Source organism: Verrucomicrobiales bacterium (assembly GCA_016793885.1).
In the GTDB taxonomy this organism is placed as follows: Bacteria; Verrucomicrobiota; Verrucomicrobiia; order Limisphaerales; family UBA11320; genus UBA11320.
This window is the reverse complement of sequence record JAEUHE010000136.1, coordinates 1-14984: the sequence shown is the minus strand read 5'-3', so window position 1 is coordinate 14984 and position 14984 is coordinate 1. Positions and strand designations below refer to the sequence as shown.

Below are 14984 nucleotides of genomic sequence, written 5' to 3'. Positions count from 1 at the left end.
GGGGAGTGATCCGGCGCAGAGCCATCCGGAGACGGGTGGGAGTGAGGTTGACTCATAAATGCAGTTTCGATTCGGTTCAGCTTTGAAACAATCGTGAGTAGAGGCGATCTTGGGCGGATTGCCAGAGCTCAATGAGCGGCGAGGTCATGGCGGCATCATCAACCGTCCTGAGCGAGGCGCGCAGGATGACTCGCTCGGATAGATCGGTCAGCCGATATTGAATGGCCTGTCCCTCCATGGGTCCGAGGACACCCAGCCGAACAGCGCTGGCAATAATGCCCCGGGAGTGGCCGAAAAGAAAGAGACGGAGCGTTCTCATCGAATCCACTTCCAATGCCCGAAGCACCGCTCCAAAGAGCGGCGCGAGGTGTCCGCAAGACGGCCTCTTGATCGGAAGCGAGAAAATCCGCGCGCTGGAGGCCAGAAAAGCCCGCCCTTGAAGGCGACTGGCGCGATTCGCCACGTGATTGAGCGTCGCAGCATCCAAGCGCCGATCCCACTCCCCCAGCCGGTCCGGGGCCGTGTGGGCCGCCGCCACCCAGGGAAGCAAGCTCTGTCCGGCCTGATGAAGGCTCGACTCGAGGAACGACTGAAATTCATGACGATCCCGCACTTCACCATAGTGCCAGGCCGCTTCCAACCCAGCCGAATGAGCGAAGCCTCCGGAAGGAAAGGCGGAATCAGCCAGCTGCCAAACAAGCCATTCCTCACTCACCGGCAACGACATCGATAGCGGCTGGACACTGGGGTCAAGCCCCGTCTGAAGCGGGATCAGCATCGATCAGAACAAGCTATAGCGACGGCCCAGCGGGACCACCTTTGCCGGAGCACAGACCAACGCCTCACCATCAGCCAGAACCCGGTACGTTTCCGGCTCGACGGAGATCTTCGGCATCGCATCGTTCCACTTCATGTCTCGCTTAGTGAGTTTCCGACACCCACGCACCGCCTCGATTTGTTTGGTGAGACCGTAGCCGGCAGCGATGCCCTGATCCGCGCAAGCCTGGCTCACAAACGCCAGTGAAGTGCGGCCCGGAGCGATGCCAAAGCCGCCGAACATCGGCCGCATGTACACCGGCTGAGGCGTAGGGATGGACGCGTTTGGATCCCCCATCTGCGCCCAGGCAACCAAACCGCCCTTCACCACCATCTCCGGCTTGATCCCGAAGAAGGCAGGCTTCCACAGCACCAAATCCGCCAACTTGCCCACCTCGATGGAACCCACCAGGTGGCCGACCCCATGGGCGATGGCCGGATTGATGGTGTACTTGGACAGGTAGCGCTTGATCCGGGCGTTGTCCGAGCCGCCGGAATCCCCCGGCAGGATCCCTCTCTGCTGGCGCATCTTGTCAGCCGTTTGCCAGGTGCGAGCAATCACTTCGCCGATCCGCCCCATCGCCTGTGAATCACTGCTCATCATGCTGATGGCGCCGAGATCGTGCAGGATGTCCTCCGCGGCAATGGTCTCCCCTCGTATCCGGCTCTCGGCGAACGCCACGTCCTCCGGAAGCGAAGGATCCAGATGATGGCAGACCATGAGCATGTCGAGGTGCTCATCAATGGTGTTGACCGTGTAGGGACGGGTGGGGTTGGTCGAGCTCGGCAGGACATTGAGTTCGCCACAGATGCGAATGATGTCAGGAGCATGACCCCCGCCCGCACCCTCAGTGTGGTAGGTGTGGATGGTCCGGCCCCGAATCGCCCCAATGGTGGCCTCCACGAACCCCGACTCATTCAACGTGTCGGTATGGATGGTGACCTGAACATCGTGCTGGTCCGCTACGGTCAAGCAGCAGTCAATCGCAGCCGGCGAGGTTCCCCAATCCTCGTGCAGCTTGAGGCCGATCGCCCCTCCTAGAATCTGCTCCGGAAGCCCCGCTGGAAGAGATGTGTTTCCTTTTCCAGTGAACCCAAAGTTGAGAGGGAGACCATCGGTCGCTTCGAGCATCAGCCGAAGATGGAACGCGCCTGGAGTGCACGTGGTCGCGCACGTCCCGGTGGCGGGTCCAGTGCCCCCGCCGATCATCGTGGTGACTCCGGCGGCCACCGCCTCGTAAGCCTGTTGGGGACAGATGTAATGAATGTGGGTGTCAATGCCCCCGGCCGTCACCAGGAGCCCCTCGGCGGCGATCACCTCGGTCGTGACGCCAATGATCATGTTCTTGGCCACGCCGGCCATGACATCCGGATTGCCCGCCTTGCCCAAGCCCACAATCCGACCATTCTTGATGCCAATGTCAGCCTTGTAGATCCCGGTATAATCCAGGATCAGCGCATTCGTGAGAACACAATCCAGAGCTTCGGCCTGGGATACCCCCACCGCCTGTCCCATGCCTTCGCGAATCGTTTTCCCTCCGCCGAACTTGCACTCGTCGCCGTAGACGGTGGCATCCCGCTCCACGCGCGCGAACAGCTGAGTATCCCCCAACCGAACACGATCCCCAGTGGTGGGACCGAACATCTCGGCGTAGTTCGAACGTTTCATTACATGCGCCATGCTAGCCTCCCTTATTCGTTGCCAAAGCCCTGGGCGGTCACGCGGCCAAGCGCAGCCCTCAGATTCTCCTCCGACACTGGTCCTGAGGCCAGTCCGTTCCCGCCGCGAATGACGCGGCCTCCGGCGATCTCCACCAGGCGAACTGTCTTGGTCTCACCCGGCTCGAACCGGACCGCAGTGCCAGCCGGAATGTCGAGTCGCTTGCCATAGGAGGCGGTCCGATCAAACCGCAGCGAGGCATTGGTCTCAATAAAATGATAGTGGCTGCCCACCTGAATCGGTCGATCGCCCAAATTGGTCACGGCCACCGAAATCGTGCCCCGACCCTCATTGAGGGTGACCTCCCCTTCCTCGGCCACCACCTCGCCTGGCTCGCCAGCCACCTCGAGCGGCACCGCCTCGAAGGCGGTGAGCGGAGGGACGGGCAGAAAACTGCCATAGAGGGCCAAGGAGAGATCGCCGTTCTCGCTGGCGATCGGATGATGCACCGTGACCAGCTTGGTGCCATCCGGAAACGTTCCTTCGACCTGCACCTCCGCGACCATCTCCGGAACCCCGGCCAATACCTGATTGCGCCCCAGAAACCGCCTTCCTAGGCTCATCAGCTCGGCCACAGTTCGGTCTTCCCGGATAAATTCCAGGAGCTGGCTGGCAATCAAGGCCACCGATTCGGGATAATTAAGCCGAAGGCCACGCGCCAGGCGCTTCTGGGCGAGAGAGCCCGCCTGGTGCAGAATGAGCTTGTCGAGATCACGAGGAGAGAGGTGCATAGGAGAAGAATTACCACTTGCGGCTCAGAGGATCGCCGTCCAGCAGGGAGGGAAGAAAGCTCAGCAACTGGTGAATCTCCCGCCCCACATCCTCCGTTCGCTCTCCAGCAAAACGAAAGATCGACCCGTGAGGCAGAGGACTCGCCCCCGACAACAAGGATGGTCGCGCCACCACGGGACTCGCTGCGGCCGCTTTCAACAGCCGCGCGCTGGTCTCCGCCAAGGGGACGCCGAGCAGGGTTACCATAGCAAAGCAGTTATAACGGCCGAGCCGATGGTCTCCGGGCATGAGACCATCCTCATCCGAGAGTCGCAGGGCATCGGTGAACACACGTTCATCCCCGATCCAAACCTCGTTTCGGCTCTCGTAGCGAGTAAATTCCCATCGTTCGCCGCAGGCGGAACGACCGGCCGAGAACCAATCCACGAGCACCAGCCCGGCGGTCGGATGCAAATGAAAGTCCTGACGCTGGCTGTACAAGGAATCAGCGAAAGCCTGCACCGGGTCCGGAACCATCACGAGCAGGGAGTTCTCTTCGAGCTGGGCTTGAATTTCGCAGCTGCAGGGTCGATCCAGCGGATTCCGATAGACCTTGGTTGAAGACTGGGTGCTGAGGAAGCATCGGGACCGCTGCCCCACGCGAAGTTTCATGCGCGTCTGGTCCCCGGCCACCAACCCGCCCCCAAAACTGCTCAGGTAGGCCCACACGCTGGGTCCGCGGGGGCGCGCCACCAGAACTTTGAGAGGATTCACCGCCCATACCGAAGTTGCCGCGCTCTGCCCAAACACCAGATCCACCTCAAGCCCGCCTTCCCCTGCATCCAGCGGGCGCGTTCTCAAGAGGTCAGGTGCCAGGCTCATACCGTCAGGTGTTCCTTTACAATGGTGTCATTCAGGGCCGAGATCGGGCCGTCGGCGACCACTGAGCCCCTGTCCATGATGCAGAAGGCATCCCCCACGCTCACGCAGAAATCCAGATATTGCTCGACCAGCAAGATGCTCATCCGACCCTCACGTTTGATTTTGATCAGGGTCTCACCGATCTGGTCAATGATGTTCGGTTGGATTCCCTCGGTCGGCTCGTCCAGAATGAGCACCTTGGGGTCGGTCAGCAGGGCGCGGGCGATGGCGAGCTGCTGCTGCTGACCGCCGCTCAGGACACCGCCCTTCCTTTGCAGCATCTCCTTCAGAACGGGAAATAGCTCCAGCACGCGATCCACCTGACCATTGGGCTTGCTGCCCCGAACAACGAGACTCAACTTGAGATTCTCCCAAACCGTAAGCTGCGGAAAGATGTCCCGTCCCTGGGGGACGTAACCAATTCCTAGGCGCGAACATTCCTCGGGCTTCAGCCCCCCAATCTCCTGTCCCGCCAAACGCACGGAGCCGCTTTCGGGACGAACCAGGCCGATGATGCTCTTCAGAGTCGTGGTCTTCCCGACACCATTCCGGCCCATCAGGCAGACCAGGCTCTTCTCGGGAACGGTCAGATTCACCCCTCGAAGGATCCGGCTGCCATCGTACGAAACATGGATGTCTTGGAGTGTCAACATGCGGCTAATTCCGATCCTTCTTCTTGCGACCCAGATACACTTCGATCACCCGCTCGTCATTCTGCACCTGGTCGACGGTTCCCTCACAGAGCACGGAGCCTTGGTGAAGGACGGTCACTTTGCGGGCGATTTGACGGACGAACACCATGTCGTGTTCGATGACAATCACGCTATGCTTGCCCGCCAGAGAAAGCAGCAACTCGCCAGTCTTGGCGGTTTCCTCATCCGTCATCCCGGCAGCCGGCTCGTCCACCAGGAGCAGTTTGGGTTCCTGGGCCAGCAACATACCGATCTCGAGCCACTGCTTCTGCCCATGGGAGAGTGATCCGGCCTGGTCATGCTGGCGCGAGGTCAAACCCACGATCTCGAGGACTTCCTGAATTCTGTCCCGTTTGGCGGGAGTGATCCGCGAGAAAAGGGTGCTCCAAACACTGCGAGTCCCCGCCAGCGACAACCACAGGTTTTCGAACACCGTGTGATCCACATAGACGGACGGAGTTTGGAATTTGCGGCCGATGCCGAGGCGGTTGATCTGGTATTCATTGAGCGCCGTCAGGTCAATGTTGCGCTCGTACTCGAGCGTGCCTGTGTCCGGCTGCGTCCGCCCCGTGATCAGATCCAGCATGGTGCTTTTGCCGGCCCCGTTGGGTCCGATAATCACCCGGAGCTCGCCCTCATCCATGTAAAAGTTGAGGTCGTTGATGGCCTTGAAACCATCGAAGGTCTTGTTGACGCCCTCGAGGGACAGGATGAATTCCTTTTTCATTTCTTGGGCGCCGCCTCCAGGCCGACGGTTTTGGTGGAGCCGACTCCGGGCGAGCCGGGGGTGGCGGTGGCGGAGCGGTCCCAGAATCGCTTCTTCAAAGCGGCCAGCTGCTCCGGAATCCCGATAATCCCCTTCGGCATGAACAGCGTGGAGAAGATAAACAGTCCGCCGAGAACATAGAGCCACTGCTCCGCGAAGGCCCGCGTGGCATAGCTCTTCAAGGCGTTGACCCCAATGGCACCCAGGATCGGGCCCAGCAGATTGCCTCGGCCACCGACCGCGCACCACACGACAGTCTCCAGAGACTTTTCAGGCGCCATGTCGCTGGGGTTGATGATGCCTACCTGAGGAACATAGAGCGCCCCGCCAAGCCCAGCGATGACGGCAGCCAGAACGAAAACGAAGAGCTTAAAATGGGCGGTGGCATAACCTGAGAACAGCACTCGATTCTCGCTGTCGCGCACCGCCCGCTGAATCAAGCCGAACTGGGTAGAGGTGAGCCACCGGCACAGCAGGTACACGCCCAACAGCAGCAGGCCGGAGGCGATATAAAGCCATCGCTGAGTGGAAGCCGAGTGGATGTCGTAGCCGAGAATGGTCTTGAAATCCGTGAGGCCGTTGTTTCCGCCAAACGTAAAGTCGTTCCGAAAGAACATCAGTGTCGCCGCATAGGTGAGCGCCTGGCTCAGTATGGAGAAATACACGCCCTTGATACGGGAACGGAAGGCGAGGAAGCCGAAGATCAAGGCCACCAAGGCCGGCACCCAGATGACCGCCGCGGCGGCGAACCAGAAGCTCTTGAAGGGAATCCAATGCGGGGGCAGCCCGCCCGTCTCTGGAAACCGAGCCGGAAACTCGAGGAACACCATGAAGTCCGGGATGTCGGCCTTGTATTGTCCCAACTTCCCGATCATGAGCATGAGATGCATGCCCAGCGCGTAGCCGCCCAGAGAGAAAAACAGGCACTGGCCGAGGCTCAGCAAGCCCGTGTAGCCCCACAGCAGATTGACCCCGATGGCGAGCACCGCGTAGCAGAGGTACTTGCCATAAAGGTTGATCGAAAAATTGCTGATGTGGAAGAAGCTGTCCGGAGCGGGGAATAGATTCAGGCAGGGCACGACTACCAACCCAATCACCGCGCACAGCGCGATCCAGAAACACTCGCGAGGTTTGAAGGTGGAGTTCATGTGTTAACCCTCCAAACTCCGAGAGCGGGTTACAAAAAGACCGGCTGGCCGCCATTGGAGGAACAGGATAATGGCGGCCAGCACGGTAATCTTGCCCATCACGGCACCAAGCCACGGTTGCAAGATCTGATCGGTAACACCCACTCCGAGGGCGGCGGAGACGGTGCCCACAAGATTGCCCACGCCGCCGAGAACGACGACCATGAAACAATCGACAATGTAGCTCTGACCCAGACTGGGGCCGACATTGCTAATCTGGGAAAGGCAGGCCCCCGCCATCCCGGCAAGTCCAGAGCCGAAAGCAAAAGTCATCATGTTGACCCGAGCGGTCCGCACTCCCAAGGCCGAGGCCATGGCCCGGTTCTGCATCACCGCTCGAATCTGGAGCCCCAGGGAAGTCCGGGTGAGAAGCAAATACGTCAGCAGCACGACAAAAACCGCAAATCCGATCACGAACAGACGATTGTAGGCAAACAACACGTCCTGCACCACAAAGCTGCCGCTGAGCCAGCGCGGCGAATTCATCTGCACATTGGCGGCTCCGAACAAATGACGAATCAACTGTTGCAACACCAAACTCACACCCCAGGTCGCCAGCAACGATTCCAATGGGCGTTTGTAGAGAAACCGGATGATCGAGCGTTCCAGAAAGAGCCCCAGCGCAGCAGCGACCAGAAATGAGAGCACCAGGGCCGCGAGAAAGTAGAAGTCGAATCCGGTCGTCCCCACGTCGAACCATTTGCGAAACAGGTTCTGACTGACATAAGCAGTGTAGGCCCCGATCATCATGACCTCACCGTGGGCCATGTTGATGATGCCCATCAGGCCGAACGTGATCGCCAAACCAAGGGCGGCCACCAATAGAACCGCCGAAAGGCTGAGGCCGCGAAACGCGGTTCCAACCAGGTTTCCCCAAGCCACGTAATAGTTAATCAGAACTATCGATTCGCGGGCCGCTTGCGGCGTCGCCGTCCCCCAACGGGCGGGATCCTGTTTGGCTTCAGTCTCCACCTTCTGAAGAAAGGCCAGGGAAGCGATGCTGCGCATCTCGCCCAGCTTGTTCAGCGACTCCACCCGGTCCGCCTCGTTGGTGCTGACTATCCGGGTCAAGTGTATCGCCTCCGTCAGCGCTCGCTTCACATCGGAGTCAGTCTCCTTTTCGAAGCGGCTCTGAAAGTAGGGGAGGTATTCGAGATTCTGTTCCTGGCCTAGCTTCGTGATGGCATCCCGACGCATCTTCGCGTCGGGGTTCACAACCGCCAGCAGATCGAGGGTTGTCTTGATGGCCTTGCGCAGCTTGGAAGTGGTATCGACCGCGGTCCAGTCGGAAGCGAGAAACGCCAGCGGCTGGCCGTTAGCGCCCGAGATCGCGGCACCATCCTCCACCCGAAGCCCCTTGGCCTGGCCATCGGCATCGACCTGGGCATCCAGAAGAAAGGGGATTTTCGTGTCGTTGGTCTCGAGGATGAAGATGCCACCCTGCCTCCAGGCGGCCAACACGACACCTACAACGGGGTCCGTCGACTCAGCCAAGGCTTTGATCTTCTGAGTTTGCTCGGCGACATCCTCCGAGAGGATTGCCGAAACCAGATCCTTCCGGACGCTGGAGGGTGGGCTAGCCGCCTGACCCACCAACGGGACCGAGGACCCAATCAGCGAGGCGCACATGAGAAGGCCAAGCGCCAACAATCGCGAGGGGGCGAGCGGTCCCACCCGGCGAGGAACAAAAGGCAGAGCCCCGAGCCACCCCATCGCAACGGCCTGCAAGATGGGAGACCCGACGCTCCGCAAAATTCGTGGAAAATTTATCATCCGAGAGAGGCGGGAGTGGCCCTGCTACCGGCAGAGTCCACTCCCGCAAATGCACCAACACTATGGTTATCCAATTCGAACCTAGCTAACTGGTCTGTCTTGGCGGAAGCAGTCTATTCTTACTTCGGGAGGAACTTCTCGCTGAACGGCTCGCCAGCTACCGCTCCGAGAGATTTGATGATCTTGAACTGACCCGTGGCCAAGGTTTCCCCGATGAAGACCGGGTTGATCAGGTGATGATTCTCCTGCATCGTGACTTCGCCGGCAGGTCCCTTGAACTTCTGGCCGATGAGAGCGGTCCGGACCGCATCCACTTCGAACGTGCCAGCCTTCTCGACCGCTTGCTTCCACAGATAAACTCCCATGCGCGAGAGGTTCATCGGGCTGCAGGTGACGCGGCCCTTGGGGTCGACGCCGCTGACCTTGTAGTCCACACCGGTCACGACCGGCTTCTTGATCCACTTCATGAAGTCACCCACGAACTTTTGATTCTCGGGAGTCTTCAGAGACATGAAGTAGGTCCAGCAGCCGAAGTGTCCAACCAGGTCCTTGGCCGGCAGGCCGCGGAACTCGTCTTCAGAGATGGAGAAGGACACTACCGGGCAGTTTTCGGAGGTCAGGCCGGCGTTGGCAAACTCCTTGAAGAAGGGAATGTTGGTATCCCCGTTCAGGGTGCTGATCACGCAGGCGCCGCCGCCTGCAGAGAACTTCTTGATGGCCGCCACGATCGTCTGGTAGTCGGTATGGCCGAAGGGAGTGTAGATCTCGATGATGTCAGCGTCGGGAATTCCCTTGGCTTTCAGATACTGCTTCAGGATCTTGTTCGTAGTCCGGGGATAGACGTAGTCGGAGCCAAGCAAGTAGAACTTCTTCTTGCCTTCACCGAGCATGTAGTCGACCGAAGGCACGGCCTGCTGATTCACGGCTTCAGCGGTGTAGAAGATGTTCTTCGACAGCTCTTCGCCCTCGTATTGCACCGGGTAGAACAGCAGCCCGTTGGCCTGTTCGAAGACCGGCAACACAGACTTGCGGCTGACGGAGGTCCAGCAGCCGAACACGGCCGAGACTTTGTCCTTTTCGAGAAGCTGTCGGGCCTTCTCAGCGAACAAAGGCCAGTTCGAAGCCGGGTCAACGACCACAGGTTCGATCATCTTGCCGAGCACGCCGCCCGATTTGTTGATCTCGTCAAAGGTGAAGAGCAGAACATCCTTGAGGGATGTTTCGCTGATGGCCATCGTGCCGCTCAACGAGTGAAGCACGCCGACTTTGACGGTTTCCGCGGCCGAAGCTTTGGAGACCACCATCGCCAGCACGGCGGAGGCGAACAATTTCCAGAGGGTAGGTTTCATGATAGAGAGGACTAATTGGTTGTTTGTCAGAGGACTTGGGAGTCGAGATTAGAACAGGTAGGACACGCCGGCGCCCACGATCACACGATCCGTCTTGCCATCGAATCCACCATCATAGGAGGTGGTGTCGTAGCGAACTTCAGGCTGAACCTTGATGTTCGGAGTCGGGCGCCAGTTGAAGGTGAGTGTCAAGCTGGCAAGGTTGCCGTCCGCCTCGGTGGACGTGATCGCGCTGCCCGCGCGTCCGCCGACCAAGATGCCTTTCAGACCGCCGCCATCGGGATCAGACAGATACTCGCCGCGCAGAGCGATTCCGAACTTCGGAGTGAAGTCATAGGTGACCCATGCGCCTGCGGACATCAGTTCAGATGAGGCGCCGGGCGGGTTGAAGTGGAAGTAGTCGAGCTCGAGCCCGAGGCCGAACTTCTCGGTCATCTGACGGCCTGCGAGGATCGATCCGCCTTTGACGGTCTGCGAGCTGCTCTCGTCGCCGCCGAAGCCAATCAGGTTGATCCACGTCTTGCTGTCAGGCTTGAGCCCCAGGCTCGCCATCGCGGTCTTGCCATTGTTGCCGTCCACGGCTCCGGCATACATGCCGTTCTGCACGCGAACCTTGAGATCCATCCAATCGGTGAAGGTATAACCCAGTTGAACACCAGCGGAGGGGCCGTTGCCCGTGTAGTACCACTGATAGCCTTGGGAGAAATTCGCGTTCGCCGCACCACCATCGCCCGACTCATAGTTGAGCAGCGAGATCAGCTGACCGGCCTTGATGTTCAATCCGGTGCCCAGCGGGGCATTCACTTCCACGTAGGCTTCGCGCAAGGCCTCGAGACCCTGAAGCTCGCCGCCGGTGTTCACAGCATTGGCATTCTCACCGAAGATCAAAGAAGCCCGGTAACCCGCATCCCAATCGGAGCCGCTACGCTCGACCGCCGGACTGGCGATGGTGAGCTTAACCTTGTTGATCGAGAAGGAATTGTGGCGCTGGTTCCAGAGATAGCCGTCGGAGACATTGTCCTTGGGAGTCCGGGTGTCGTAGAAATAGGACGCGGTGACGAAGCCGCTGATCATCATCTCGGACATCGCCTTGATGGGCATCGCTGGGGAAGCGTCGCCGCTGGGCATGATGCCCTCTTTTTGCGCCATCGCCTCCAAGGCTTCTAGACGCTTGCGAAGATCCACGTTCTCTTTCTCGAGCTGGTCGAGTTTTCCGGTTTCTTGCCCCATCGCAAGGGAAGCTCCGCTGGCCAGCAGTGTCCCGAGCAAAAGGGTTCGATGTTTGGGTCGGTTACGAAATGGTTTTTTGTTCATGCGCCGGGGCTAGAACAGTTGCCATGCCGGAACCTGCCAGACGTTAATGAAATCTATCTATTCTATGAATGAATGATTTGTGAACTCAGCACCATTGCCGCGTGTACACGAGAGGATCGCCGAGTGAGACCAAGAATGATTGGAGGAAAACCGGAGGCCAAAAAAGGGTCAGAGGGGCCTCCGAGCACTCATGTGAAAAATCTCTTCAGCCGGAATTGCTGCCTGTTCTTGGTGAACTTTATTCAAGTTGTCCAATTGAAGCCATGAATCCAAAAGATAGATGCACTGAAAGCGGGTTGTTGATGAACGACCTAGTCGTTGTATCCTTCTTCGCCATGTTCAGCCAGATCCAGACCCACCGTTTCGGTCTCGGGATCGACCCGCAGGCTCCCAACCACCGCTCCCACGAGATAGAAGATCACCACCGTGCCTACCACGGAGAGCAGCAGCACGATACTTCCGGCCTTGACCTGCTCGAGCCATAGAGTTTTTCCGACAAATTCCTTCAGATAAGGGGCATCCAGGTTGGCATTGGCCGCTGGCGTGGCGAACACCCCGGCGAGGAGCGTTCCCAAAGTACCGCCGACCGCATGAACTCCGAAGGTGTCCAGGGAATCATCGTAACCCAACCGCGCCTTAAGCTTGCTGCACGCCAAGAAGGTCGCCACGCCAGCCAGAACACCTATCAAGACAGCACTGTTGGCGGTCACGAAGCCGCTCGCCGGGGTGATGGTCGCCAGCCCTGCGACCGCTCCGGAACAAAGACCCAGGATGCTGGGCTTGCCACGAAGTGCATACTCAATCACCGCCCAGGTCACCCCGCCCGCAGCGGCCGAGAGTGTCGTGGCCACAAACGCATTGGCCGCGATAGCATCGGCAGCAACCGCGCTGCCGGCGTTAAAGCCATACCATCCCACCCACAGCATTCCGGTGCCGATGGCGCACAGCACCATGCTGTGTGGAGGCATCGGCTCCCGGCCATGTCCCAGCCGCTTGCCCAGCAGGATGCACAGGACCAACGCGGACCACCCGGAGGTCATGTGGACCACAATGCCACCCGCGAAATCGATGCCTTTGATCGCCGCCGATGGATTCCAGAGCCCGTTCATCCAGCCCCCCACCCCCCACAGCATGTGGGCCGTGGGAAAATAAACGATAAACATCCACAGGACGCAAAAAAGGATCACGGCGGAAAACTTCATGCGCTCAGCAATCGCTCCCACAATCAACGCCGGGGTGATAATGGCGAACATCATCTGGTAGATGGCGTAGATGTTATGCGAGACCCAGACGCCGTAGTCGGCGTTGGGCGTGGCATCGACCCCGCGAAAAAACGCAAAATCCAACCCTCCCAAAAGGGCGTTACCCTTCGAGAAGCACAGGCTGTAGCCCACCGCCCACCACAGGAGCGGAACGAGACAAGCCAGTCCCAGGCACTGAGCCACCACCGACAGCACGTTCTTGCGACGAACCAGGCCGCCATAGAACAGCGCCAACCCCGGCAAGGTCATGAACAGCACGAGGGCCGAGGACATCATCATCCACGCGTTGTGCCCGGGTCCGGCCACATTGACCGCTGTGTTCTCACTGCGGGGGCCGTTCCGTAGATACGCTTCCGTGTCAGCGATACGCTGGGCGGGCGGGGGCTCGGCCGCCGTCACAGTAACCGGCGAAGAGAGCATGAAACACAAGCTGAGCAACCAATAGGCGAGGCGAAGTTGAGTCATGGGGAGAGGGGTTGGGGATTCGCGTCAGGGTCAAGGGTCAACGGTCAAGGGCGCAGCGGATCACACGTGGAAACTAGACAGCTTGCTCACCGCGTTCTTCGGTCCGAATACGGATAGCCTCCACCACGGGGGACACGAACACCTTGCCGTCTCCAATCTTCCCGGTCTTGGCAGCCACGACGATCGCCTGAACGACGCTGTCCACCTGATCGTCGCTGACCACCAACTCGAGCTTGGTCTTGGGAACAAAGTCGACGGTGTATTCGCTCCCGCGGTAAATCTCCGTGTGCCCTTTCTGACGCCCGAATCCTTTCACTTCGGTGGTCGTCATCCCTCGAATCCCCAGCTCCTGGAGGGCATCTTTCACTTCTTCCAACTTAAACGGTTTGATGATGGCTTCGATCTTCTTCATAGCGACTCGGGTCCATACCCGTTCCACATCAGGAGCTTGAGTCCGTTAGGGTCGGGTTTGCGACAGATTGCCCAGTCAGAATGAAAGCTGCAATTGATTTCGATGAATGATGTGAATTCAAGGGGAAGGTCTCGGGAGAGCGGCTCCCCCTTGGGGTCCCTTCCGTGTCATCTGGGAGATCCGTGGTTATACAGTGGTTGAGACGGAACCGACGGCCCTACGCCGGGCTTTCAGCCCTCGATGGCGGGAACGATAGTTACCTGGGGTTCTTCACCCCAGGCTGGGATGGGACGCACCGTTGGTGCTGAGGAGGCCCGCGTCATCGCCAACGACACGTCACTAGAGTCGTCCATGCTGGACGTTCCCCCGGTCCCCAGCGCAGCGGAAGTTCCTTCACCCTTCCCTCTTCCCACGCCTCCTGGGCCGAGACGGCCCACGCTACACACAAAAAAAAGAGAGCGGGGGGAAAACCCCTCCCGCTCCCAGATGCGGAGGATGAAATTGGAATCAGAGCCAGCGGAAGCGGAAGCTCCCGACGACACGAACATCGCGATGCGGGTTCGTGGACTCGGTGTCCTCATCGTTTCTCAGGATGAAATCAAACCGGCCCGTGGCAAGCTTGTTAACCGGGTCGAGCACATCGATAGTGAAAGTGCCACCCGGCCCACTCCCATTGCCGTTGTAAGCCGAATAACTGTCGGTGGTCGGCGAGAACAGGGAACCATGGGTGTGAGTCAGATTCACGAGTCCGTTGGCGGAGCTGCCTGAAATCGTCACAGCACCCAGCGTCCGCGCCACGATTCGGGTGAAGATGAGTTGCTTGGTGTCGATCGAGGTCAACGTATTGGCAAAGATCGACCCGCCGAATGACAAGGTGGGAGCTACTGAACCATCCTCGCTTCCCGCGTCATAGCCGGCTCCCTGAAGCAGATTCGTCGGCACATTGATCAAGGTGCTGCCCATAGTATACTTGAGGAAGACTGGACCGGATGCCGGAATGGCGTTCGGGTCCGGCTTGTCAGTCAGGGTTAGCACTGCCGTGTTTGGTTCACCCAGGCTCGCCCCGCCGGTCGCCTCCGTCAGAGTCAAGTTGACGGTCTCGCTCGAATCGACCAGAGCATCCATGGCAACCGCCAGATTTACGGTTTTGTTGGTTTCTCCGGCCGCGAACACCAGATTGGTCGAGACTTCGGTGTAATCAGTTCCCGCCGTGGCTGTCCCCGCGGAGCTACCGAGGTGCACCGTGACGCCGCTCGCCAGTCCACCGCTGCGGAATACCTTGATGATGGCATTGGTTCCCTCGGTTCCGGAATAGGTCGCGGCCGACAACTTGATGGTCCCACCCGCATCATTATCCACGATGGTCACCACCGTATTCGTGATGGTGCCCAGCTGCACTCCCGATTGCGGATTGAACAGGTTCACTTCAAAGGTCTCGTCCTCTTCATCCAACGTGTCGTTGGCGATCGGGATCGTGATCGTTCGCGACGCGACACCCACTGCGAAGGCCAACGTGCCGTTGGTTCCTCGGTAGTCATTGGTGCTGATCGCCGTTCCGTTGGTCGTCGCAAAGTCCACGGCCACCGCTGTGATCAA

Annotated in this window: 13 protein-coding genes; all 13 read right to left on the bottom strand. The window is 59.3% G+C overall.

Annotation, left to right across the window (positions count from 1 at the left end):
- Positions 1-76: 76 nt before the first annotated feature.
- Positions 77-778, bottom strand: a complete 702-nt coding sequence (locus JNN07_15070) for a hypothetical protein (protein ID MBL9169060.1) — start codon at positions 776-778, stop codon at positions 77-79.
- Between the two features lie 3 nt (positions 779-781).
- Positions 782-2497, bottom strand: a complete 1716-nt coding sequence (gene ureC, locus JNN07_15065; GenBank protein MBL9169059.1) for an urease subunit alpha — start codon at positions 2495-2497, stop codon at positions 782-784.
- 11 nt (positions 2498-2508) lie between these two features.
- Complete coding sequence (locus JNN07_15060; GenBank protein MBL9169058.1) at positions 2509-3267, bottom strand: urease subunit beta; 759 nt, start codon at positions 3265-3267, stop codon at positions 2509-2511.
- A 10-nt stretch (positions 3268-3277) separates the two neighbouring features.
- The gene (locus JNN07_15055) at positions 3278-4129 is read right to left on the bottom strand and encodes an urease accessory protein UreD (GenBank protein ID MBL9169057.1); all 852 of its coding nucleotides are present in this window, start codon (positions 4127-4129) and stop codon (positions 3278-3280) included.
- Positions 4126-4821, bottom strand: coding sequence for an urea ABC transporter ATP-binding subunit UrtE (urtE, locus tag JNN07_15050; GenBank protein MBL9169056.1), 696 nt, complete (start codon positions 4819-4821; stop codon positions 4126-4128). The genes JNN07_15055 and urtE overlap by 4 nt, the downstream gene beginning before the upstream one ends.
- 4 nt (positions 4822-4825) lie before the next feature.
- Positions 4826-5587, bottom strand: coding sequence for an urea ABC transporter ATP-binding protein UrtD (gene urtD, locus JNN07_15045; protein MBL9169055.1), 762 nt, complete (start codon positions 5585-5587; stop codon positions 4826-4828).
- Positions 5584-6774, bottom strand: a complete 1191-nt coding sequence (gene urtC / locus JNN07_15040) for an urea ABC transporter permease subunit UrtC (GenBank protein ID MBL9169054.1) — start codon at positions 6772-6774, stop codon at positions 5584-5586. The genes urtD and urtC overlap by 4 nt, the downstream gene beginning before the upstream one ends.
- Positions 6775-6777: 3 nt before the next feature.
- The gene (gene urtB / locus JNN07_15035) at positions 6778-8526 is read right to left on the bottom strand and encodes an urea ABC transporter permease subunit UrtB (protein ID MBL9169053.1); all 1749 of its coding nucleotides are present in this window, start codon (positions 8524-8526) and stop codon (positions 6778-6780) included.
- A gap of 179 nt (positions 8527-8705) precedes the next feature.
- The gene (gene urtA, locus JNN07_15030; GenBank protein ID MBL9169052.1) at positions 8706-9935 is read right to left on the bottom strand and encodes an urea ABC transporter substrate-binding protein; all 1230 of its coding nucleotides are present in this window, start codon (positions 9933-9935) and stop codon (positions 8706-8708) included.
- 48 nt (positions 9936-9983) lie between these two features.
- Positions 9984-11249 (bottom strand): porin, encoded by a 1266-nt coding sequence (locus JNN07_15025; GenBank protein MBL9169051.1) that lies wholly within the window; start codon positions 11247-11249, stop codon positions 9984-9986.
- Between the two features lie 311 nt (positions 11250-11560).
- Positions 11561-12976 carry an ammonium transporter gene (locus JNN07_15020; GenBank protein MBL9169050.1) on the bottom strand — a complete coding sequence of 472 codons (1416 nt, stop codon included), beginning with the start codon at positions 12974-12976 and terminating at the stop codon, positions 11561-11563.
- A gap of 73 nt (positions 12977-13049) precedes the next feature.
- A complete protein-coding gene (locus JNN07_15015) occupies positions 13050-13388 on the bottom strand; it encodes a P-II family nitrogen regulator (protein MBL9169049.1) in 339 nt (112 codons plus the stop codon).
- A gap of 507 nt (positions 13389-13895) precedes the next feature.
- Positions 13896-14984 (bottom strand): hypothetical protein (locus JNN07_15010; protein MBL9169048.1); only part of this gene is annotated, 1089 nt, incomplete at its 5' end.

Bases quoted from the DNA above. Each gene is read 5' to 3' on its own strand.
- JNN07_15070 (MBL9169060.1), bottom strand. From the start codon at position 778: ATGCTGATCCCGCTTCAGACGGGGCTTGACCCCAGTGTCCAGCCGCTA.
- ureC (MBL9169059.1), bottom strand. From the start codon at position 2,497: ATGGCGCATGTAATGAAACGTTCGAACTACGCCGAGATGTTCGGTCCC.
- JNN07_15060 (MBL9169058.1), bottom strand. From the start codon at position 3,267: ATGCACCTCTCTCCTCGTGATCTCGACAAGCTCATTCTGCACCAGGCG.
- JNN07_15055 (MBL9169057.1), bottom strand. From the start codon at position 4,129: ATGAGCCTGGCACCTGACCTCTTGAGAACGCGCCCGCTGGATGCAGGG.
- urtE (MBL9169056.1), bottom strand. From the start codon at position 4,821: ATGTTGACACTCCAAGACATCCATGTTTCGTACGATGGCAGCCGGATC.
- urtD (MBL9169055.1), bottom strand. From the start codon at position 5,587: ATGAAAAAGGAATTCATCCTGTCCCTCGAGGGCGTCAACAAGACCTTC.
- urtC (MBL9169054.1), bottom strand. From the start codon at position 6,774: ATGAACTCCACCTTCAAACCTCGCGAGTGTTTCTGGATCGCGCTGTGC.
- urtB (MBL9169053.1), bottom strand. From the start codon at position 8,526: ATGGGGTGGCTCGGGGCTCTGCCTTTTGTTCCTCGCCGGGTGGGACCG.
- urtA (MBL9169052.1), bottom strand. From the start codon at position 9,935: ATGAAACCTACCCTCTGGAAATTGTTCGCCTCCGCCGTGCTGGCGATG.
- JNN07_15025 (MBL9169051.1), bottom strand. From the start codon at position 11,249: ATGAACAAAAAACCATTTCGTAACCGACCCAAACATCGAACCCTTTTG.
- JNN07_15020 (MBL9169050.1), bottom strand. From the start codon at position 12,976: ATGACTCAACTTCGCCTCGCCTATTGGTTGCTCAGCTTGTGTTTCATG.
- JNN07_15015 (MBL9169049.1), bottom strand. From the start codon at position 13,388: ATGAAGAAGATCGAAGCCATCATCAAACCGTTTAAGTTGGAAGAAGTG.